Source organism: Saprospiraceae bacterium (assembly GCA_016716185.1).
Classification (GTDB): Bacteria; Bacteroidota; Bacteroidia; order Chitinophagales; family Saprospiraceae; genus Vicinibacter.
On the sequence record JADJWV010000002.1, the window covers coordinates 2,788,861 to 2,812,752 of the forward strand.

Annotated in this window: 16 protein-coding genes; 9 read left to right on the forward strand and 7 right to left on the reverse strand. The window is 38.4% G+C overall.

What is annotated here, in order from left to right; all coding sequences use genetic code 11:
- Positions 1-600 precede the first annotated feature (600 nt).
- Together IPM34_12635 and IPM34_12640 are read right to left on the reverse strand one after the other, a co-directional pair.
- On the reverse strand, positions 601-948 hold the full coding sequence (locus IPM34_12635; protein ID MBK8956381.1) for a type II toxin-antitoxin system PemK/MazF family toxin: 348 nt from the start codon (positions 946-948) through the stop codon (positions 601-603).
- Positions 929-1,168 (reverse strand): hypothetical protein, encoded by a 240-nt coding sequence (locus IPM34_12640; GenBank protein MBK8956382.1) that lies wholly within the window; start codon positions 1,166-1,168, stop codon positions 929-931. Before IPM34_12640 ends, IPM34_12635 begins: the two co-directional genes overlap by 20 nt.
- A 410-nt stretch (positions 1,169-1,578) precedes the next feature.
- Between IPM34_12640 and IPM34_12645 the strand changes: the two genes are divergently transcribed.
- Positions 1,579-3,009 (forward strand): T9SS type A sorting domain-containing protein, encoded by a 1,431-nt coding sequence (locus tag IPM34_12645; protein ID MBK8956383.1) that lies wholly within the window; start codon positions 1,579-1,581, stop codon positions 3,007-3,009.
- 153 nt (positions 3,010-3,162) lie between these two features.
- Here the strand turns inward: IPM34_12645 and IPM34_12650 are convergent, their stop codons facing one another.
- Complete coding sequence (locus IPM34_12650) at positions 3,163-7,641, reverse strand: T9SS type A sorting domain-containing protein (protein MBK8956384.1); 4,479 nt, start codon at positions 7,639-7,641, stop codon at positions 3,163-3,165.
- A gap of 835 nt (positions 7,642-8,476) precedes the next feature.
- Here IPM34_12650 and IPM34_12655 point away from each other — a divergent pair.
- The 8 genes from IPM34_12655 to IPM34_12690 all read left to right on the forward strand — a co-directional run bounded on the left by IPM34_12655 (position 8,477) and on the right by IPM34_12690 (position 19,056).
- The gene (locus IPM34_12655; protein ID MBK8956385.1) at positions 8,477-12,280 is read left to right on the forward strand and encodes a T9SS type A sorting domain-containing protein; all 3,804 of its coding nucleotides are present in this window, start codon (positions 8,477-8,479) and stop codon (positions 12,278-12,280) included.
- 531 nt (positions 12,281-12,811) lie between these two features.
- Positions 12,812-14,590: a right-handed parallel beta-helix repeat-containing protein gene (locus IPM34_12660; GenBank protein MBK8956386.1), complete on the forward strand. Its 1,779-nt coding sequence runs from the start codon at positions 12,812-12,814 to the stop codon at positions 14,588-14,590.
- Between the two features lie 198 nt (positions 14,591-14,788).
- Positions 14,789-15,406: a hypothetical protein gene (locus IPM34_12665; GenBank protein ID MBK8956387.1), complete on the forward strand. Its 618-nt coding sequence runs from the start codon at positions 14,789-14,791 to the stop codon at positions 15,404-15,406.
- Entirely contained in the window at positions 15,367-16,668 is a 1,302-nt protein-coding gene (locus IPM34_12670) for a T9SS type A sorting domain-containing protein (GenBank protein ID MBK8956388.1), read from the forward strand. Before IPM34_12665 ends, IPM34_12670 begins: the two co-directional genes overlap by 40 nt.
- A 52-nt stretch (positions 16,669-16,720) precedes the next feature.
- Positions 16,721-16,888 (forward strand): hypothetical protein, encoded by a 168-nt coding sequence (locus IPM34_12675; GenBank protein ID MBK8956389.1) that lies wholly within the window; start codon positions 16,721-16,723, stop codon positions 16,886-16,888.
- 79 nt (positions 16,889-16,967) lie between these two features.
- Positions 16,968-17,726 (forward strand): DUF3667 domain-containing protein, encoded by a 759-nt coding sequence (locus tag IPM34_12680; protein MBK8956390.1) that lies wholly within the window; start codon positions 16,968-16,970, stop codon positions 17,724-17,726.
- A 320-nt stretch (positions 17,727-18,046) separates the two neighbouring features.
- Complete coding sequence (locus tag IPM34_12685; GenBank protein ID MBK8956391.1) at positions 18,047-18,409, forward strand: hypothetical protein; 363 nt, start codon at positions 18,047-18,049, stop codon at positions 18,407-18,409.
- An 8-nt stretch (positions 18,410-18,417) separates the two neighbouring features.
- Entirely contained in the window at positions 18,418-19,056 is a 639-nt protein-coding gene (locus IPM34_12690; protein ID MBK8956392.1) for a hypothetical protein, read from the forward strand.
- Between the two features lie 28 nt (positions 19,057-19,084).
- On the opposite strand, the gene IPM34_12695 is transcribed toward IPM34_12690, so the two are convergent.
- The 4 genes from IPM34_12695 to IPM34_12710 all read right to left on the reverse strand — a co-directional run bounded on the left by IPM34_12695 (position 19,085) and on the right by IPM34_12710 (position 23,791).
- Positions 19,085-19,648 (reverse strand): TonB-dependent receptor, encoded by a 564-nt coding sequence (locus tag IPM34_12695; GenBank protein MBK8956393.1) that lies wholly within the window; start codon positions 19,646-19,648, stop codon positions 19,085-19,087.
- Positions 19,649-19,662: 14 nt separating this feature from the next.
- Positions 19,663-21,048: a TonB-dependent receptor gene (locus IPM34_12700; protein ID MBK8956394.1), complete on the reverse strand. Its 1,386-nt coding sequence runs from the start codon at positions 21,046-21,048 to the stop codon at positions 19,663-19,665.
- Between the two features lie 608 nt (positions 21,049-21,656).
- Entirely contained in the window at positions 21,657-23,051 is a 1,395-nt protein-coding gene (locus IPM34_12705) for a vanadium-dependent haloperoxidase (GenBank protein ID MBK8956395.1), read from the reverse strand.
- A gap of 362 nt (positions 23,052-23,413) precedes the next feature.
- Positions 23,414-23,791 carry a hypothetical protein gene (locus IPM34_12710; GenBank protein MBK8956396.1) on the reverse strand — a complete coding sequence of 126 codons (378 nt, stop codon included), beginning with the start codon at positions 23,789-23,791 and terminating at the stop codon, positions 23,414-23,416.
- Positions 23,792-23,892 lie beyond the last annotated feature (101 nt).

Here is a 23,892-nt window from a genome sequence, read left to right on the forward strand (position 1 = left end):
AAAACCACAGTTCAAATCCGAAACGCTCAGGTTTACCTCAAAATCAGATGCCACTTTCTACAACATCAGATCCGGGCATTGAAGGGCCACATGACGGGATTTATTTTTATACCAATCATTTATTCGTTAGACTCCAGAACCATAACTTGGCAACACAAAATGCACAATAAAATACAAATCAAACAAATTCAATGCATTATTGAGCTCATGTCAAATTTATATATTATTATAATGAAAAATATAACTACTTAGGTTCCTAACTAAAACGATTGCACAGGCCTTAGCTTCTATTTCTCTTCTTGTACAATTTTCAGAAAAACGTATTAAAAACAAATCCCTGCCATTTGTATGGCATATTGTATTGCTCTATACAATAAAATACACACAGGCAATACCCAAAATATTGATCTGCTACATTTCGGAAATAAGAGATAATTTGGGTGTTCTGATCTCCCCATCAGTGCTGATCGGGCTGATCCTCTATTCCTATAAAAAATCCATGGGTAGAGAAATTCACTTCTATTTATCCTTTTTGAATTTGATTTCAATCATGGTTATTTTTATGGTGTCCAATTTTCCCTGAATTCAACCAGCAATTGTCTAACTGATATCGAAAATAATTTGAATGTTGGCTTTAACTTGATCAGCAAGGTTCGTTGGCAATTCACCCACTTTTCTCAATAATCTTCTGTTATCTATCGCCCTAATCTGATCGATCATAATATCGCAATCTTCCTGAACATTGGCCATTCCTCTTTTTAAATGAACTCTTAATATCAGCGCTCGCTTTTCAACCTGTGCTGTGATCGGACAAATCAGCGTTGAAGGATGTAAAGTCTTGTTGAGTAAATTGGTTTGAACAATCAGGACGGGTCGAATTTTACCAGGCTCCGTTCCGATTTGAGGGCTAAGATCCGCGATCCAAATTTCACATTGCTGAACGCTCATCTTCAATTTGTTCAAAATCATTTAATACGTTCATGGATTCTTTTCTGACGAGCTTTGAATCTATTAATAGCTGTTCTTCTAAAATAGATTTACGTTGGATGCTATTGTAATACGCTAAAGCTAAATTGATGTACCTGTTTCTGGGAATTTTGATTTTATCCAGAATTTTATCGGTCTCCACAAAAACGGTATCATCAATTTTTAAAGAAATCGTTTTCATTCGCTCGTTTTTTAATTAAATAGTATATACTAATATTATACAAATATAGTATACTCTTTGGATATTTTAAAATTTCATTATGATCACCGTAAAATACCCTTTATAAAAAGAAATATTTAGGATTAAATTGTAAAAAAGAAAAATAAAATCGTTGCATTAATATATTTATCATTATATTATATATTTAATTTATTATAATATTTAAGAATTTGAACAAAAATTATGGACATCGACTCCTATATCACTACACAGTGTTTGCTCCTTATAAATTTTGCTAAAAATGAGTCTCTTCATCGTAATATTGCCCCTTCAGGTTTGTTGTCCATATCACCCAGGCCATAGTGAAAAAATAGAGCTATTCATCACAAACACCTTCTCCTATTCGTTGCCTGATAATAGACACAAATCCAATGAAACGAAATGACCTGTTTGTTGTTTTGGCAATCGGACTCATCCTGCCAAGTTTTTTAAGTAGTCAGGAAATTCATCCCATAAATCAGAAGAATGCAAATTTGGCTACAGATCAGATGCTCCGACCGATGACACTGGACCTGGGGATTGATGGCCCAAATGCAGGAATTTATTTTCATGCAGGGACAATTCCAGGCAGTTTTTTAAGACACCCGGAATATTCAACATTTACTCCCGGATTGAAGGTCCGGAATTTTGGGACTGTGTCCGATAGTAATGCAATGGTGGAGTTTACCATCGAACTATCTGGTTCGGGCGGATCTTTGAACAAAATTGAATTCCAATCACATCCATTGGGTTTATTATTACCCGGTGACAGTTTATTATTTATAGGAAACCAGTGTGATTCCTTAGATAAATATTCGATACCAATTGAGGGAAACTTATCATTCCAACATAAAATTATAACGCTGGGCAATGATATTAATCCTATTAATAATAATTCCTCAAACAATGTCAGCTTAACATCCGCTCATCTCTCTAAATCCAGATGGGATTTCAACAATAATCGGCCTGTGGTAAATCTTCACCGCACTTTGCATACTCCTATAGAAAAACAAATTTCAACTGCATTCACGATCCCCGCAAATTCATTTGATAAATTAATCAATCTGACTGGATACGTTGGCATGGCAACAGGCACCCTTGACGACCTCCTTATGGACATAGCTGTTTTTCTCTGGACTGATTGGAATGGCAATGGAAGGACAGACAAAGACGATAAGTATGAGCTTTTATCTTTTGAAAATAAACATTGGAATAACTCCAATCAAACTGAAGAATTCTTTAAGATCCCTTTAACTGACTTCAATAATGGCTCAGGAGGCGTTGAATTGCCTAAAAACAAAGAATTAAACATCATTGCATCTATAAAATTCCTAACGATTCAACCATTGATAATTGGTTTCGATACAGCTGCAGATTATTCCACGAAAATCGAACAACTGGTTTCAACAAACCCTATTAGAATTGTCGATGAACCTTATGTACTGGGCGATTTCTCCATTTCAGATAACAAAGGACATAAAAAATTCGAAAATTTCAATGCCGGACTCTCTTTGGGATTGGAGTTTTGTTGTCTTGGTTCTGTGGATGAAGAAATAAAACAGTTCACCGGATTAGAAATAAAGTCTCAACTATTTGAAAACTCACTTCAACTGCAATACGTACCAGGCAATTACAAGTCACCCGCATACATCCAGATCTTTTCCATAGATGGAAGAAAACTGAATTCAATGTATTTAGATAAACAAGAGCACAGGAATTGGAACTTGCCTCTGAATACAATTCCCGCGGGTATATATTATATTTCTGTAAAAACCAATAGAGAATCAGTTTCCAAACCCATATACATCATGAATCCATACTAAACCTAAGGTTACTAACCTGCTATTTTAATATGCCTTCTACGGGAATGTCTGCAATACCAATGGAAATAATTTCCCATCTAACTTTTTCCGAATATTTCTGATAATGACTTCAATCAATGCCACACCTTTTGGTATTCAATAATATTTCCACAATCATTTTACTACAATAAATTTGGTGACATAGTTCCGCTGATTATATGTAAATCGCAATAAATATACTCCGGCTTCGAGCTCCAGTGGAAATTCATAATTGTAAATCCCAGCAGGTAAATCCTCTTCAATTATATTCTTTACGCAAATTCCGGTCAGGTTCTCCAGATCGATTCGCGTTTTTGAACTGCTTTGTAACTCAAATATTACTTTGAGTAGTTTGTTGGCCGGATTTGGAAAAATGGAAAGTCGATTTTCGTTTCCAAATGATTCGGTATGGGTCAGAATCCTGACTTCAGCATCCGGAACAAAGGGTATAGCCTCCCGGTTGCCAACTCTATCCACTGCGATTGCATAAAATTTGTAATCAGAACCGGCTTGTCCAATAAATGAGGTGGTATCAGAATAGGTTTTGTGTGAGAATGCGAAGGAACTGTCATTTTGGGAGTACCAGATTTCAACATAGCGCACTCCACTTTCGTCGTCGTAATATTGAAGCTCGAACGGAATGATGGTATCCGTCGTGGTGGCGACCGTGCTGCGCATAAAACTAACCGGTGCTTTTAAATCAAAAGTATTCATATGTTCATTGGTAACGATGGGTGTATTTACATCAAATAATATACTCGCTTTATTCGTAATGAAATCTTCATTTTTAATTTGATTAGAAACACCCACACTAAAATTGACAAATCCTTCCCCTTCGGGTGAAGTCATATTTGGCGGCAAGAAACCAGCTAAAGGGTCGAACACGGTGTCAAGAGTCAGAGGATCCAATGTCACTAAATTCCAGCTTACGATTCCGGAAGCTTCATCTAATTTGGCAGATACTCTAACCAAAATATTCTTCTCCGGCCTTAGATCAACATCTTTGCTAAACTCACGACTGTTAGGCAATGGATAAAAAATAAGGTTTCCCCAACCAAATGGACCGAACGAAAAGTGATCTAAATCAAAATGAACCGAACTTAAAGTATCTATGATATTCACTTCGCTGGCCGGTGCTGTGGCATTGCTCTTGTTTTCAAATCTGATTTGATAACTCAAACTGGATTGTCTACTGATAAAACCCTCTTCTCCAACTCCCGGATTTCCATTTTTTTCATTGGGGTCCAAAGACCATAAAGGATTATACAAAATATCCAATAATCCGATTTGCTTAAATCCACTAAAACAGTCGTCACTTTCCTGCTTTGCTTCTACAGCTGAAGTGATAATATTCAAAATTCCGGTAAACACATTAAAACCCGCTAACGATCCTGCACATTCCAATATATTGGTACCTAAAACCCAACCCCAGTTTCTGGTATCCAGATTTTCAAATGAAGATGGCGTAGGTGTCTGATCATTGCTAATATCTGAAATGACTGAAAATGCTCCTGTCAAACATGGCAAACCGGGAATAAATCCTGCTCCTCCTTTCAACATGGCTTTAGCAATGGAAAGTGCAACACAACCCTGCACTTCTTTTGACAAAGGTGAACTATAAAATGGTGGACTTAGCCAAACATTTAAAGGTACTGTGGAGGGGGATTCTCCCAATTTCACCCTTACTGCAATGTCCATGCTTGATTTTGAAGGCAATACGGGAAAGTAGAAAACGTAGACTCTCGATTTCAATCCTTGGTTGAATAGCTCATCAACAAGTGCATATTCTCCAAGACTTTTTACCTGATCCACCCAGCCTTTATCAATTGCTAACTGGGGTGGAAGTATGTTTAAATTAATAAATTCAATATCATTGCCATGTTCTTCCGGTATTGCAACCCACAGCAATACACCATTGGCATCTACATTCGCTCGATTGCCAATGGTAATGGTCTGGGGTGTCCATCGATTGATTAAGACATTTCCGCCACCGCTATAACTCACAAATGGATCTGCTTTCTGACCCTGAACAACACTGAATGCTGCCGGAGCAATGATTTCATTCGCTCCTTCTACAACCACCACATCCCACAAACCCAATGGTTGACCGGTCAAATCGATCATTGCAGTCAGTGTTTTTTTAGCATCGTAAATCGTTTTCAACGCTACAATGTCCGGACTTCCTTGCTTTCTCAAAATGACTTGTTGATTTGCATTGAAACCACCACCATAGATATAAAGGGTCACCCAAGCTGTATTGCCACCTTCCCGCGGATATACCCGGTCTATTCCTTCCACCTCAACTTCCTCACAATAGCTATCGTACATTCCACTACCAAAAACATCCAGGCAAACCTTATATACTCCAGGTTTATCGTAATTGATTTGAGGACGAACTTGTGTTGATTTTCTTCCGTCGCCAAAATCCCAAAAATATTTTTCTCCCCCAATGCTGCTTGGCTGAAATGCAAAATGTGAGACCGTTTGAAAGTAATCAAATCGAACCTGGAGATCCTTAATGCCTGGAGCAATCATTTCTTCCTGATAAGTCAGGTGACCATTATTTCCATGGGCAGTGAGATCAGCAACTTCTCCGAAAGTTGAAATTGCATCAAAATTATAATATGCAAGCAAGCCCTCTTCAGAACCATTCAATGGTAAGAAACGGTTATTTTCAATTTCCATGGGTGTTCTAGCCTCATTCCAGATCCTCAACTCGTCCACTTCGCCATTCATAGCATCCGCAACATAGGTTGAGGCAATACCACCTAACATCCACATCGCATTGGATTTTACCAGTTCGCCTTTTGCAGTGACTGCACCAATCAGCTGACCATTCAGCAACATTTTAAAATTATTTGCTTGTCCGTTGTCATCATAGACGATGGCCAGATGGTTCCAATAACCTGGGATTAAATTCTTATTTCCTGCAACAGTGTATGATCCGGTTTGGGTAAGAATTCCGCAAACCGGTTGATCTTTATCGGTAGCACCTAATTGAAATGACATAGGATCCCATAAACTCCAAACATTGCGATGCAGTTGAGTTAGTATTCGTTTTGTATCCTGCACCGAATCCAAACGCAACCAAAGTTCAATGGTAAAAGACTTCTCAATCCCTGAATTCAATTGCGGACCCAGGATCATCTGATCGAACCGGTGATAACCACTCCCGTCCCCCGCATTTCCAAAAACCTGAAGCTTCAAAGCATGATTGGTATTGCCTTTTTCTCGATAATTCGGGTCAAGTCTGCGATACCAAACATCCATATCAGAAAAAGATCCGGTTTGCAACCATTCCTGTCCGGCTTCGCTTACTACATGCAACATTCCGGTTTCACTAAGTGCCATTTTTGGACGTCGTGTTCCGGAACTCATGGTTCCAATCAACTTTGGTCTGATGACTGAATCACCCGGCAACATTTTCGCGAGTTTCACACCGGTGGATATCAGAAAAGCACCATCATCTTTAGGATCCATCAGTAATTGCAATTCTATTCCACCTTCAACAAATCTGACCATTGCATCAGTCAACTCCTTCAATTTATTAAATGTAAATCCACCATCGGATGAATAATTTGTAAAAATCCTATCCTCCGTGCTATTGAATGCTACATACACATGATTGCCTTTCGCAGCGATAGTCTCAAGCCCGGCATGAATGTTGTTTATCTCATCAGAGATTTTCACCACAGGTCCAAATTGTTGTCCTCCGTCACTAGAATTTCGAACAAAAACGCTGCCTTTATCTTCATCATCCCATCCGGACCAAACTACCCAAACATTAGGTCCATCGGAAGCTATTTTTGAGTGGTATCCATTGTTGCCATCCTGAATTTGAAAAGCATGGTGTTGTCCGCTTTTCGCAGGCATTGAAATAATCTGATCTTTAAAAGTTGAACCCCCATCGTTTGAACATACAAAATGCAAAGCCCAATCGTAATTCCACCAATTCCCGATTGTTTCTTCGTAAAGGAAATATATGTTATTGCCGTTGGTATGCAAGGAAGTAAAATTTTGAAAAGTATTGAAAGTATCAGCAAGCACCAACTTGTCACTAAAAATTCCACCGTTATCTGTTGATCTCAACAAGTACAGCCACTTCTTCTCAGCACAATAATGGCAGTCATTAGAAAGCATAATATAAACATTCGATGCAACGACCTGAATGTTCAAATTATACAAGTAACCATACTGTGTAGTAAATATTTGCTTTGTACTTTCAAAGGTAGTTCCCCCATCGACAGATCTGAAATACCAAAGCTCCTGCCCCCGGTTTGCAACAATATGGACATATTTTCCAGACACCGCCATGCGAACATACCGGCGATCCACATCAAAATCCGAATCTGCCAAAATGATCTTATCGCTCCAGGTAATTCCACCGTCTTTAGAATTCCGGTAATTTAATTGTTTTGTCTGACTTTTATGCGTCAGCCAAAATGTGTGAATTGTGTTGCCCGACACAGCAACTTCCGGACTGAAATCCTCCTCATTAATGACCGGAGCCCCTTGTCCTTCGGAAATATTAAATATCCATTTGCTATTATTTTGAGCAAATAATACTGAACTCTGGAATATCCATACAAGTAAAATAAGGTTCAAATGTTTCATTCTCATGTTTTAAATTATTGCTTTGGTTAAAGGTATACCGGGTTCAGCAATAATGAAATGACTCCGATCAGTGGCCGTCTTGATAAATGTCAAATTGGAGTTCCGGACAGACCTGAATTTTCAGGTATTTTTTAAAAGAATTAAAAATGTTACGACAGAGGGTAACAAATTATACTGAATGTTAGAATATCCGGAAAGTAAACTTCATAACCTCTAGCAAAATTTTATTTTATAAAGATAGATGAAATCAGGATTAAAATAATCCCCATGATCTCAAAAGAGAAGGCATTTGTCCACCTTTAAAGAATTATTCAATAGATAGTTCAGGTCATTTTGCAATAGGATTTTAATTTCCAGGAAATCAGCACACATAATTTTTATTGAAATTTCAAAAACAGAAGTATTAAAGTGATAAAATCAATCATTTTACACCTGATCCTGTACTCGATCATAAAAATCCGGACATTGGTATGTCTTTGATGGGATTTATAATTGTAAGGGTAATTCCTTAAATATAACATCCTTTTAAACATATCTAAATTGGGTTCAATACCCACAATCACCTACTACCGGTATTAAAATATTTATATTATTTCAACATTTCGCAAAATTTCTTCTTACATTTGTTTACGCACCTCGTCAGATACTGTGTTGATTGGCTTACCTCCGGCTGCTAAAACGGTTAGGAAGAGGCCCGGGAACCCATTCATTTTGTCACAATTTTCGGCACACTTATATATACAAGATTTTTTATATATATCAAGGTATCCAGTAAGAAAATAATCTCTGTATGTTGATATCCGATTAAATTGATTTTATTTTAAAACAGATATTTATGAAATACACCTACGCTCACCTATTTCTGCTTACGCTGCTGAAGTTATCGTTCATTACAAACTGCTTTAGCCAATCTCCGCAAATCGTTGCACCGGCAGATGTGGTCATTTCCAGTGCCTATTCATTTGACATAACAGCCCTTACAAACCGCCATGATCCCACTTTCGGAAAAATGTTAACGGATCCACTCGACAGCTCTGAAATCATTACTTATGACATTGTTTGCGAAAACTTTTGCATCGAAAATAAACGAACAGGATATCCCGGATATACAAATCCCAACAACAATCCAGAATTGGCCTCCACCCTCGCCTGCAATTATTACAGTCAGCTGTTTGATACCAGTTCGCCTGCCAAAATATTTCCATTGTTTTGGGGAAAAGATGGATATACCATCCTTACAGATTCCAATTCCATACAAATTGAAGTTCTGGATTTACGGGCAGGAAATGAAGGAAGCATTCTGCGCATATTTAGCGCAGAGGATGTAAACCAGATTGTGTTGAAGGATACCCAATATATTTGGATCGTCGATTGCGATTGTAAATATTTTCCAACCATCACCTGTAAAAATGAAATCCAAACTTTTCTAAATGATGATTGCTATTATACGGTACTCCCTGAATCACTTGTAAATACTCAAGCTTACAATTTATGCAATACCTATTATTCAGTGGATGTACGGGACTGGATCACCGATCGGGTCATCGACAGAGATAGCCTGCAAAATGGAATACAATTAGGCAAAATGGATATCGGTAGGATCCTAAAAGCAACCATTACGAACGACATCAATGGAAACAGTTGCTGGGGACGCATTAGGGTTGAAGATTCAACAGCTCCCAAAATTATCTGTCCCCCCAATATTACAATATCTTGCGATCAGCCTATTACACCTCGATTCACTGGCCAGGCAGGAGTCTTTGAAAATTGTGGTGAATATAACTTAAGCTATAAAGATCAAATCCAACGAGGTGATTGCGCTTTGTCCTTTGATCGCATCATCACGCGCTCATGGCATGCTGAGGATGAATCTAACAATAATGCCCAGTGCATTCATTTTATTACCGTTAATTATATCGGCATAAGTGATATAAAATTTCCGCCGGATTATAATGATATCCACGAGGCTTCCCTGTTATGTCATGAAAAAATAAACGCTTTTGATGTGACGCCTTACTTTTCAAATCACCCGGAATGTGTTGACGGCTTTCTTTTGGATTCTGCATTTTGGCTCGCACATCCCAATGAGCCGGATATTTATCCAAACAGGAGGCAGCTTAGAATATTGGGATGGAATTGTATAAATGACCCGGGTGGAGATAAAAACGGTCACCCCAATCCCGATCCTGTATATTATCCACAACACATGCAATGGTCTTCTCAGAATCCATGGTGCTGGGAATCCAATCAACACATCTTGTGGAAAGGTACCGGCCGACCCAATGGATTCGCTTGCACCAACATTTCTATGTCTTTCAAAGATGAAAAATTTATAACTGCCTTAGATAGTTGTGACTCCGGAGCTACACCCTGTTCAAGAATTACCAGAAGCTGGACCGTCATAGATTGGTGTACGGGTGAAATTGTAAAACACGATCAACTCATAAACATAGCAGACAAACAGGCACCCACAGTTTTGTACCCCGATACAATACAGCTGTCAACACTAGATTTTAATTGCCTGGGCAGATGGGAAGTTCAGATACCCTGGATGCTTGATAATTGTTCCAATGAAATTCGATATTACATTGTTTCCGCTGCAGGAAAAATAACAGGCAATCAAATTACAGGATATACAGTGACAGACATTCCTCTTGGCACACATGAAGTCTATGTCGTTGCAACAGATTGTTGTGGAAACAGTACACGGAAAAGAGTTGTGTTGCTCATTGAAGACCATGTTCTTCCAATAGCTGTTTGTAAAAGGAAGATCGTAACAACCATTTCCGGCAATCAACTTCCCGGATTGAATGTGGCCAAAGTTCTGGCCACTGCCTTTGATGACGGTAGTTTTGATAATTGTGCATCACACGTATTTTTTAAAGCATTGCGAATAGATCATCTCCGGGGCAGCATGAATGGAAGCCATACGCACCAGGACGATTCAAGTATGTATTGCAGCCAATTCAACGGGGATGACAATAGCGCACTAAGCGGAAATCAAATTTACTTCGATGATTTCGTAAATTTTTGCTGCGCCGATTTATACAAAACCATAAATGTGGTGCTTAGAGTTTATGATGTGGATCCGGGCAGCGGACCCATTTCTCCAGATGAAATGATTCAGGGAGCGAGATTGCACAATCGTTTCAGAGATTGCCTTGTCGAAGTGGAAGTTCAGGATAAGTCTGTTCCAACTTTAGTCGGGCCACCCAACATGGTTGTCAGCTGTTCTTTTCCCATTCACATGAACGCCTTAAACAATCCCGATGATTCAACATTTGGGAGAGTCGTTCAGGAACTGGCAATGCGCAAGAAAGTATGTACATGGGATGTCGTTTGTCCACAATATTGCTTAAAAAATGACAAAACGGGTTATCCCGGAAAAACGCCCAATGTACCATCAGCACCAACAGCTCCAAATAAAGCTTGCGATTATTCCGAAAACTTATTTGATCCGTCCAAACCCAACCAAATCTACGAAATGGCATGGGGATTTGATGGTTATGTATTATCTGCTTGCTTAGACATTCTCGTTGTGGAAGTGAACGATCTCAGAACCTGCAACAGTCAGGGTAAAATCGAACGTAAATTTTATATTGAGACGGCTAATGGAATTAAAGTAAGTACCACTCAGACCATCTGGGTGGTTGATTGCGATCCATTTTACATCAATCGCAACAACCCTTGCGACACATTGGATGACATCATCTGGCCACACTGTAGTTTATCAACCCGCAGTGTTGTTGAGTGCGGCCCTTTACTGGATCCGGACAATCCCGAATTGGGCAAACCAACAATTGTTCAGGGAAGAAATGACCATTGCACCCAGTTAAGAATTGAATATTTTGACGAATATATTTCTTCAGATACGGGTGCCTGCTTAAAAATTCTACGAAAATGGGTCGTTCTTGATGAATGCCAGTATGCTCCGGGTTTTGATCCGGACAATGGAAGGTGGGAATTTGTTCAAACAATTTCAACTACAGATACTTTAAAACCAGAAATCAGAATTGTTAAAGGAAATCAATCCGCATCCGATTCGAGTGGTTTCGCTTTTATCCCATTGTACGTTGAACTTAAAGACAACTGCCTTCCTACAGAAGATATTAAAGTAAGCTATTGCATCGATGAGTTCAATGATGGAAACGGTAAATATCCGGGAGGATATGACTATGCGAAAAGTTTCCAAAGCCTGCGGGATCATACGAAAGGAAATTTACCAGCTATAAATGACAATCCAAGAGTGCCTGACTCAACGAATACAACGATTGCAAGTGGCCACTATCCTATGGGTGTTCATAAAATAAAATGGATTGCTGAAGATGTTTGTGGAAACAGAGATTCTATTGTTCAACTCTTTGAAATCAAAAATATTGTTGGTACTCATACTTCATTAAGTGAACCTATTGATTTTGAGATTTTACCCAACCCCAACTTCGGAAAATTCAGAATACTAACAAAGGGTCGTTTTGATCTCATTAAAATTATTTCTGTAAATGGAAAAGATAATCTGACTTTACTGTTTTCAGAAAACCAAACTTTGGATTTAGAATCACTTCCTTCCGGCGTTTACCATCTTCAGGCTTATCACAAAGGGAGACCTGTAGCATCCAAAAGATTTGTCATTTTAAATTAAGGGCACTTCTAAAAATCCCTGATACTTCGTTGTGCAAATTTTTTAAACTCCTCTCCCGCGAAGCGGGAGAGAGCAGTAAACTCTGAGCTTAAAAAATTCACACGCCTCATCTGAGAGGTTTTTTAGAAGTCCCTTTAAAAACAAGATGATTCTGCGTTCCAATTTTTTAATCCTGGCTTAAATTATCTGTCTTTAAGTCCTTGGGTTGTCAGGTCGGTAATCTTTCAAGCCGATGTTCAAAAAAGCCAGGATGCTTTCCTCTTTGAATTGGAGCCAAGCACCAATTTTTGAACTTATTCCGATTTCATTGCATTTTAATGCACTTTCTTTGAAGAAGAAGAAGAAAATGAAAAGCAATCTTTTTTCACATGATTATGTTTGGGATCATAATTATCCGGACATCGATAAGTCTTCAATGGTATCTAAATTTGTATGGGCAATTCTTAAAAAATCACTAACTACAAGAAATTTAATTTAATTCAAAATGAGTTTTTGGTTTGCATTCATCTACCTTTGAATAATTACTTTTTTATGAAATTTTATCTGCTTCTTTTATCTTCTATATTGGCAACTTCTGAAACTTTAGCCACTTCCTTTTATTTCTCGAATTCCACAGGTAATGACTCCTGGAGTGGCCGGCTCGCTCAGCCCAATGCCAATCAGACAGACGGACCTAAAAGGACTCTAAATGCCTTTAATTCACTGGTCAATTCAGTTGCTCAACCAGGTGATAGTTTATTCTTCAAACGGGGGGACAACTGGGCAGGAACAGCAGGTATTGTTGTGAACACAGCTCAGGGAACAGAACAAGAAAACATTTTTATTGGAGCATATGGCTCTGGGATTGCTCCCGTAATCCAAAAATCCGGAACAGGGGAAATATTATTATGCAGAGGCTCGAATTCGGCTGCAGCTTCCTATCTTCATTTTCAAAACCTACGACTCATCAGTAATTCACCCGTAGGAAGCCGTCCTGTTGGGGTTTATGTTAATGAAGGATTTTACAGTTTGAAACCTCACCATATTCTGTTTGATAGTTTATATATATCCGGTTGTCAAAACGGAATGATTCTGTATCAGCACCACATCGTTGTACAAAACTGCATTCTCGAAAAAAATGGAAATCAAGCCCAGGGACAGGGCATTTTTTCTTCTGCCAATGATGTTGTATTCAAAAACAATGTATTGGACAGCAATGGCTGTGGAAGTGTTTTCGTCCATAGTTTTTACATCAGTCAGTGTGAAAATATCGTATTGGAAGGTAATGAAATCCGGAATGCAGATGATGGACTCAAATTAAGAGCTTCCAACAACCTCGTGATTCGCAACAATTATATACACGATACTTATATTCATTCTATACATGCAGGAGGAGATGAAGGCCGAGGAACCCAAAATGTAATTATTGAGGGTAATATTCTTCAAAATGTACCCAACGGATTACGGATCAGTTCTGAATCCGGAACACAAACTTCCTTCAGCGAAAATATTATTGTTAGGAATAATATCTTTCCTGCAATGGTTCATCTATCGAATAATGGACCATTGAGAGATGTCTACATCTACAACAATTTATTTTATTCCTCCACGAATCAAAATGCATTACTAATCAGCCAGGCTCCAGACCCTGTTAACCTGAACATAAAGAACAATATTTTTTACAAAACATCTGCATCCACCAGTCATTCCCTCGTGCAATTTGTCTCAGCAACAGGACTTTCCGGAATCTCATTGGACCACAATCTCTACTACTATCCGGTTGGTAGTCAAAACATCATAACGGTAGCAAATACACCATTTAGTAATATCAGTGCTTTCAACACAAGTTACCCCAATCAGGAACGCAATGGACAGCAAGGCAACCCGAATTTTGTAAACGCACCATCTGATTTTCGACTAAGTTCATCAAGTTTACTGTCTATTGATAAAGGAGTTCAACTCCCCGGATTAGTTGACCAGGACCTTGAGGGCATGCCCAGGCCAGTCGACGGCGACTCAGATGGTATTTCAAAATGGGATATCGGACCCTATGAGTATTGCTGCCTCGTCCAAAATAAAAACGCATCATCCGCTGCATTTGAAATCGATATCTTTCCTAATCCTGCATCGGATGTTTTATCCATAAGATCAAACATATTTAAGCTTTACAAGATCCGTATAATCGATATTTATGGAAATATTTTGTTCGATTCCTTCAGCGATTTCTATCATACCACAATTGATATATCAAACTTTTCCAAAGGAATTTACATGATAAATTTCTCCATGGAAGACAATTCAACCGGTTCAACTGTTTTTATGAAAATTTAAATAAATCGAAGCCTTCATCCCAAAACTGAATGTCATAAATCTCGTTTAGGCTCGGTCGTAAATCTTTTCAGAAACCACATTAAGGATTAATATTTTTTTTCTTTTCAACAAAAATTGGATAGTTTTACCAAATAAATGTCTGGTTACCGGTGAATCGATATTTTTATTGAAAATTAAAATTGTAAAGCGTTCTACACCATGTATAAAATCAGGTTTTTTGTCGGTTTTCTATGGCTTTCCTCTGTTACCCTGTGTGCTCAGGAAAAAGACAGTAAAAAATCATATCCGGAGTACATCCTGAGTCAATTCTCATCTTTACCTTCCCCTGAATTGCGGATAAAAGCTCTCACAAAAACAATCACTCCGGCTCAGGCCGATATGAAATTTGATCCCTTTTTACGACATCCGGTCAGTGAAAACCGGGCCGAGCATTATTCAGAAATCGGCACATTAAAAGCATCAAAAGATTATCTTAAGCAAGAACCCTATAAATCTTTAAGAAATTCAAAATATGCTGAAATGCCTGTCGACAATGATGATTTTCAAGTCGGCTATGAATTTTACGGAGATATTGATGGTTCTTGTCCAAATGATAATACCATTGCCATTTCCAAAGCCGGAAGGGTCATCAGCATGATGAATGATTATGTCGGCATATATTCCTCACAGGGCAGTAAAATCAATACTTATACTCTGGGCACTTTTTTCAAAGGATTACTCGACAATTCTCTGTGTGATCCAAAAGTAGAATACGATCGGAAGCCGACAGGTTTTTTATGTATATACAGGAATGCAACAGTGACCCTCAGTACATAGCCTTTGGATTTAGCCAAACCAACAATCCCAATGGCAATTGGCATATCTATGTATTTGATTCTGATGCTCTGGGTGATGGTTCCTGGACCGACTACCCCAAAGTTGCAATCAATGAATCAGAAGTCTATGTTTCAGTCAATTTATTTGGCAGAGGTGCTTCCGGTACTTACAAACAGTCTGTCATGTACCAGTTGAATAAAACCCAGGGTTATTCCGGTCAGACCATGAATTACAAAATCTGGACTGGATTTCAACCAGGTACCATTTTACCCATAAGATCCGGAGCCAACGGACTTTATGGACCAGGAATATATGCCGTCCAAGGCAGGGCTGGTGGCACAGATCACTTTTATTTCTACGATATTACGGGTGCATTAAACGATCCGAACAGTCGTTTGCTTACCACTAAAGTTACAACGGATCCTTACGAACCTTCCGGAAATGCATACCAGCTTGGCACAACGGTAAGGTTAGATATCGGAGATTGCAGATTTCAGGATGGGTACTATCAAAACGGGATGATCCATTTTGTTTTTGCTGCCGACGATCAGGGATATAGTGGAATCAGATATCATCGCCTTGATCCAACCAAACTCAATGGAAACAATTACGATCTGGTTTCCTCTTCTGACTTGAGAGATTATGTATATCCTGCCATCTCCCCCTTCGGAAAAGTAAATGACCAAACATCGATCGTTCACTTCAGCTCTTCCGGAGAAAATCACTACCCGGATATGCGCGCTAAGCTTTATTTTAATGATTTCACTTCAGATCCTTCCAGACGAATAAAAGTCGGAACCGGATCTCAATACTCCTGTTATAGTTCGAGTAAGAATTCTGCCAGATGGGGCGATTACAATGGAATTGCCAGGCACTACGGAAAAACCAACCCAACGGTGTGGGTAGCTGGAAGTGTTGGAAACGATATCAATGGAAAGTGGCGGACCTACATAGCAGAAATTTTTTCGGTAACTACGCAAACAAACGAGAGCGAAAAGAATTACAAATTAGAGGTATTTCCAAATCCAACTTCAGACCGGTATTCCGTAATCTTAAATTCCGATATCAAAGAATTCGTAAAATTTAAATTACACGACATCCGTGGAAAATTGATCGCCGAACTTTATGAAGGCTTGCTGATTCCGGGAGAAAACAAATTTTCGTTCAGCACATCACAATTAAACAATGGGGTTTATTTTTTAATCATCGAATCGAACCAACATGAACAAAAGAAATCCATTCAAATTTCTATATATCGTTAGCAGCATATTATTAATGTTTCAGTGCACTGCGAACAAAAATACGGCAAAACCCATGCACCCTTCAAAAGATCCCGTTATAAAAACCACTTCACCGGATAGGACCGGAACCGACACAAGCCGCAAAGTATCAGAAAACAAAGAATTCGAACAAGATAAAATCGATTCTCTTAAAAATTCAAAAGAAAAACCCCGTTCAAAAAGAAATGGAAAAAACGATTGATGTCAAAATAAACTTTGCTTGTTAGTTACTTTGAAATGCGTATGGAATAAAATATAGCACTGAAACCATTCTATCCGGAATGAAAAATTGCCTCAATTGCGGAACCCAAGTATTGGGAAATTATTGTCCTGAATGCGGACAATCGGCTGCTACAGGTAAATTAAAATGGAAAAATATTCTTGACGACCTCATCCATACGTTTACACATGCCGATAAAAGCTTACTGGGGACTACCAGGCACATGATTTTAAGGCCTGGTGTTGTCCTACAGGAATATATTGACGGAAAAAGAAAAAAGTACCAATCTCCAATCAGCTATTTTATTATTTGGGTCACGCTGTCCATTCTTTGTCACCGCATGATCATTCATAAAATCGGATTTCATCCGGTCTATCTGGAAGGTCTCACTTTCTCCAGCCAGGAAAGCACAAAGATCTTCATCAATCACGGGCAGTGGCTCAATATCCTGAGTTTTCCCCTCATGGGACTTTTGCTGTATTTGATCCTGAGTAAAGGCCTTTACAGTTATATCGAATCGCTGGCGATTACCAGCTATACTATGTCGACGACTTACATGTTTTTTGCGGTATTTTACCTTGTCTGGGGCGGACTCTTATCATTCAATGTTTTGCATTGGAAATTTTATTTGTTTCAAATCATCTTCACCAACTTCTTTATCTTTTGGGTTTTGATTAAGCTTTTTTACAAAAAACAAATTCCCCATTTTTATAGCAGGATCGCAATTTTTCTCTTCGTAAACTGCATCCTGATCCTGCAGTTTCTTGAATTATTATGCGAGCTTTGGATTAAAATTGAACATACTTTTAATAATTCATAAATGCTGATATGTACATCGTATATTTGCTTGATTTGTAAGTTTCAATAGTTGCATTTGATGCACTTTCCATTTGACGAAAAGTCCAAATAGATGTCCTATAAAAGCTCTGCGTTACATCCATGAATTACAAGGTTTCATCCTTAGATTGGAGGACTTTAAATAAAAAAATGCTCAGTCACAGAATTATGGGATAAATTTCTGACTAAACACGGTGTAAATTTGTCATTAAAATGAACCGATTTCTGTTTCGAATAGATTCACTTAAACATGAAGGAATTTCTCACTTCGTATCCGGATTAAAATATCTCTAAAACACTTTTATGAAAACTTCATTTTCTTTAGTATGTATGCTTTTTATTTCGATCCTTACCCTGAATGCCCAGGAAATTTGGAACGTCAAAGCCATTTTGCCCAATGGAGATCTTATCGATGTAAAGGCTTTTGACGAGGCCGGTAACAAATACGATGTCAAAGCTCTCGTGGAGACCGAAAACACACAGTTTCTGGATGTCAAAGCCATTAAAAACGGCAAATATCTTCCCATTAAAATTCTGAAAGGTGGAAAACCGCCCTACCCCGTTAAAGCCATTGACCAGGATGGTAAAATTCTGGATATCAAAGCCGTTTCAACAAACAATCTAAAATATGATATCAAGGGCGTTGAAAAAAAGGAAACATCATAAGTATTAAAATGCTGCAAGGCGACAAAACACAGTATGGTGTTAAAGCCGTTTCACCTTCGGGTTTGCTACACGATATCAAAGGTGTCAAGTTCGCTGAATCTGATGAAGAGGGTATTGTCCATTCACAAAGTTTTTTTGCGCATATCAAAGCCATGCCCCAAATTCTCAGTTCGACAGATGAAAAACCCTGGATTCTTCGGGCCATTGATCCAACTGGCAAATGCTTTCAGGTAACTGCGATTACATCTTCGGGCGAAAAGTTTCAAGTAAAAGCATTCTCCACTGGTGGTGATTTTCATTTATTGGATGTAAAAGCCTATCAGGGAAAAGCTCATTTGCCCGTAAAAATTTTGGAATCCAGCGATAAATATGCTCCCGTAAAAGCAATTTCCTCTACCGGAGAAATCATTGATATCAAGGCCATAGATGATGAAGGAAATGTACTGGATATTAAAGGTTTGAAAAAAGATGGAAATATTTATCACATCAAAGCGATTACCAAGGATGGCAAATACCTCGGAATAAAAGCCGTTTCGGCTGCAGGCAATTTTTATGATGTCAAAGGGATTGTAGCGCAGGATGGCTCAAAAATAAACGGAGTACCCTACAAAGCCCATATAAAAGCACTTCCACAGCAATCCAGATAAATCAGCCTTTAAACTTTGCTTTAAAATATTATAATTGAACACTTATGGTCGCTGACAACGTCCTTCCATCTGATGGCCAGATACCGGGACCGGGATAAAACTGTGGCCTCTTTGTAAAATAGCTCTTATCAAATAAATTACTGGCGTTAGCAGTCAATTTTAATGATTTGCTGAGCTCTATTGAGATACTAAGATCGAACAAATGATATTCAGGTACCCATCCCACAGATCCTGTAGAATTTGCATTCACTGTATTTAAAGGATCAGCAAAAGTTGAAGAAGTATAACTATGAAGAATAGATAAAGCGCAAGTTCTCCATTTAAAATTTACCTGGCTTCTGATAATCCAATCAGGTACACTTTCAACTTTATTTCCATTGATGGATACGTTCTCATTTCCGGATCTGACTGAAGCATTTGTATAGATACCGTGCATATAGGACACCGCAGAACTGGCCGTCAGATTGAATAAATCTGTCACATCCTCACTCCATTCTAAGTAGGATTCTACACCACTGGTTTTTGAATCACCAATATTGGTCCTGTAAATAATAAGATTACCGCGATCATCGGTCTGTGCCAATGTTCCCAATCGATTGTTGTATTTTAAATAAAATAATTCAAGTCATACCGGAATGGACCCCAATGACCTTTCAACCCAACTTCAAAATTGTATCCATCGGCATCTTTCAAATCTTTATTTACTTCTTCATAAATGGATCCCGGGATAATATCTTTGAGAATCACAGGACGGTATGCTTGTGACCAACCCGCATAAAATTTAAGTCTTTTGCTCATCTCGTATTCGGAACTGACAGCGATCAACGGAAATTGATGCCGAATGGTATTTGGCAAGATACTGTCTGCATAATACCTGATCAATCCAGTAAAATCAGATGCTCCATTTTCATAACGCAAACCCGCTTTCATAGAAAAAGAAGGTGTAAAACGCAATAAGTTTTCTGCGAATAGGGCAATATTCTTTGTTTTGTAATGTAAACTCCGGACCCAGGAATCAGGCTCAATGGTCAGATCAAAATCCGAAGCTGTTGTTCCTTTTCCCTGTTGCCGCCTGAATAAATCATTGTTCATGTATTGTGCTCCGAATACGAATGCATTGTACATTTTTTTCAATTTATACTCGTGAATCAATCTGCTCTCAACCGTGTAACTGTTGAATTGATCAATATCAACCTGGCGGTTGGCATATTGCAGACTTTCATGCGATAGGGTATCCGGAATATTTACAGGTCTGTCGAACATTACACTATTTCTATATCCTAAAACTGAAGATGCAATCAAAGACAACTTGGTCTGAGATCCCAATTTATAATTGACAGATACAGAAGGTACATGTATATTGGGATTGTAATAATTCCTGGATCGAGTGGATTGCTGTGGATTTGCAGCAAACATACTATCGTTCAATGGACCGGCCAGATGAATAATATAATTGGAATGCGTCCATTCAAATTTCAAATCGAGACGGGGTTGCGGCGAATATGATATACTGATCCCCTCCGCATTGTATTCGGAATCACTGTTTTCCCGGTAACCTCCATTCCATTTTTTATTTACCCATACGTTGTATTTCCATTTCGATAAGGTACCAGAAAAGCGATGAAAACTGCTGATCAAATCGTAGCTACCCAAAGTATGAATGCCTTCATATGCAAATGCCCGGGTGGAATCCGGTTGCTTACTTACATAATTCAGCATACCTCCAAATTGAGCACCATACTGAACTGCTGCTGTGCCTCGCAGTAATTCGATTCTCTCCACAGCCTCAATAGGTATGTTGTAATGGCTGGCTGGATAACCATACATGTCTGAATTCGTAATTACAAAATCTTTGCGAATGTTAAATTCCCAACCACGATGAGGATCGAGTCCACGTGTCGATATATTCATCTGATTACCCGTGCCATCCATATCATAAACAAAAACACCGGGAACTTTAGAAAATATTTGCCTTGCATATTTCTCAGACAAAGCCAGGTTTTTCTGACTTAAACAGATTACTTCATTTTTCGTACCTGGAACATAAATAAGTTGAATGAATAGGCTGCAAATAATTGAGTTCTTTTTCTTTATTTAATCCTTGAATTGTAATTTCAAGTAACGAATAATGTTCTAAGGTATCAGATTTATTCTGAGATTGTGCATTTAAGGAAAAAGACAACGATCCGATTAAAGAAAGCAGTAATAATTTATTCATAAAAAAAGATTCAAAGTGGAACATCATAAAGTCTCAATTAAAAAATAAAATTTACCAGTATTACAGAAAAATAATCCAAAAGTTGCTTTCACAACTTGCAACCTGGCTGCTGATTATTTTTACCCGATAGGGAGTGTGTCTTTAAATACAAAATTATATATTTGTAATATTCAGTAATTGTAAATGCCAAATAAATTGACAAAAGTGCTTAAATAATATTTAAACAGAATAAATCTTAGTAAATTCTAAGAAATCCATATTCAGAATTTGCGCTCAAAAACATTTTATAAGGCAGTTTGCTAAGATTCAAAAAAAAAGTGGACTACACGGGGCCGCGCAATCCACTAATTGAACGATTTGCAATTAATTACCTATTATAATACTATTTCTTCCATGGAAGCTGAAGTACTTTTCTTGCTGCTAAAATTCCACAGAAATTTCCACTGTCGTAGTCCATTCGGAAGTGAACACCCAATGGCAAACGACTGTAAGCATTTTCATTAGCCAGATCTCTCAGGCAATTAAAACTTCTCGGCTTTCCATTAAAGTCGGTTCTGTTTGCATGGCAATAATCTGTGAAAGGATAGGAACTTCCTACATATGATTCCAATATACCAACGCCAGCAAAACCAAAGGTAGCATGTCCTGATGGATAGGCAGGAAATGGCGGAGTAAAGCCAAGCCAGGGAATGGAGAATTTTGGATCAATGACTCTTTGGATATAAGTAATCGGTCTTTCAATATTGTATTTGTACTTATTGTACCAGGCAATGACGGCTGCATCGTTTAAAGCCATACCCAACTGCGCATAGAGCACACAAGTTTTTGCCAGATCAAAGTTTTCTTTCTCTGCGATCTGATCAGCAATTGCTGCATATCTTGCCGGTGGGCTAAAAGTCCAACCCACTCTGTCATCGCTCCAAAACTCAGCCATGTGTTCGTTTTCTCCTCTGGGATCAAACCTGGCCAGATTGGTAAGTGTATAACATTCATAAGCCTGCAGATACATGCTTGAGGTAGGCTCCGGATCACAATTAAAAGGAGCAATTAATGCATCCAGGTCATTCCTGTCCAAACCAAACCGACGTACCTGGCCCCATTGTGCGTAAAGACCTCTGTCAGCAATGGTCAATGGATCTGTTGGCACCCATTCGCAACCCGTAGCGTTGACAGGAACTGGAAATGGGTTCAAATGCGCATTGTGACCAACGGGATCGCTGATGGAAAATCTCCAGATAGCAGTAGCGACTTCACGTCCATGAGCTTCAGAATTTAATAGGGTTTGCTCGGTTGCATCATTCCTGTATTGAGCCCTTAGTTCTATTTCTTTCCTGGATATGGTATTAAGGATCTCTTGTTTATTCAGGATATTTCCATCCTTATCTCTAAATGTGACCGTTTCAAAAAACTTGTTCATCAAATAGGCATTGGATGCATTGATCACTGCGGGCCAATAAAGATTATTTTTGACCGGAGGCATATCTGTTATCCCCAGCTTGTATTGCAAGGATTGATACTCAGGCAACCCAGCGATACATGCCTCGTAATTGCTGAGGTTCATGTATGCAAGAGCTCTGGGTGCGGGTCCCGGTCTGAAAAACGATGCATAACGATCCAATTCCAGAAATACCTGGATCCATTCGTGATAAACGTCATTTTCATAAGATTTCAATTCGGTTCCGGTCGTTGCTTCTTCTTCTGATTTTTGGCAGGAACTGATGACCACGACCGAAATAGCCAACACAAACAGCCATTTTGTAACAAGTAGTTTTTTCATAGGAATTATTGTTTTAAGACTAAATTAACTTAATTGTGCAAATGTATAATTTCACATTTAATCTTAGTTAGTCTTAAATTTAATTTTTTAAAAATTAAATCTCCGATTCCGTATATGGCCAATCCACCTGGAATTTAAACTACCGTTAATATCAATTATTTAATTGATTATATTTAATTTATATATTACATTTATTTTATATGTAAATTTATTTTCGAGCATTCAATGGAGCTCAGGATGCATTTAAGAAGTTTACATCCGGGGATAAAATTGGCCATGAATAAGCCTGACCTTTAATTGAGAGAGTAATAGGTATTGAATATTTGCAGTTCTTCCTTCGGTCTTCTTGCACTTTTAGGAACTCAAACCTTCGCCGTTTTGAGTCCGATAACTCCCAGCAAAATCAATCCAAGGCATAAAATCTGAAGCACATTCAGACTTTGTTTAAAAAAATATGCGTCGATACAGGCCGAGCCAAACAATGCCAGACCCATCCAGACTGCAAAAGCAATTGACATGGGTATGGTTTTCATCGCGTACGATATAAAAACAACATTCAACAATCCAAATCCAAGGTATCCCAACAATGGCCACAGGGTCTTGATACCAGCGGTATGAGTAAAAAATTCGGACCAGGCAATAGCTTTGATTTCTTTTATTTTCATGTATCTCAACGATATCATCCACAGAACTTCCATCAATGCAGCAGCTAAAAGATAAAACCAGGCTATGTTTTTCAATCTACATCCAATTTACTAGCGACTCACAATTTAAGTTCACGTCAAATAGCATGAAGTGATCCCGTGTAAAAATAATGAATTTGTAGTTGCGGGAGTTCCAA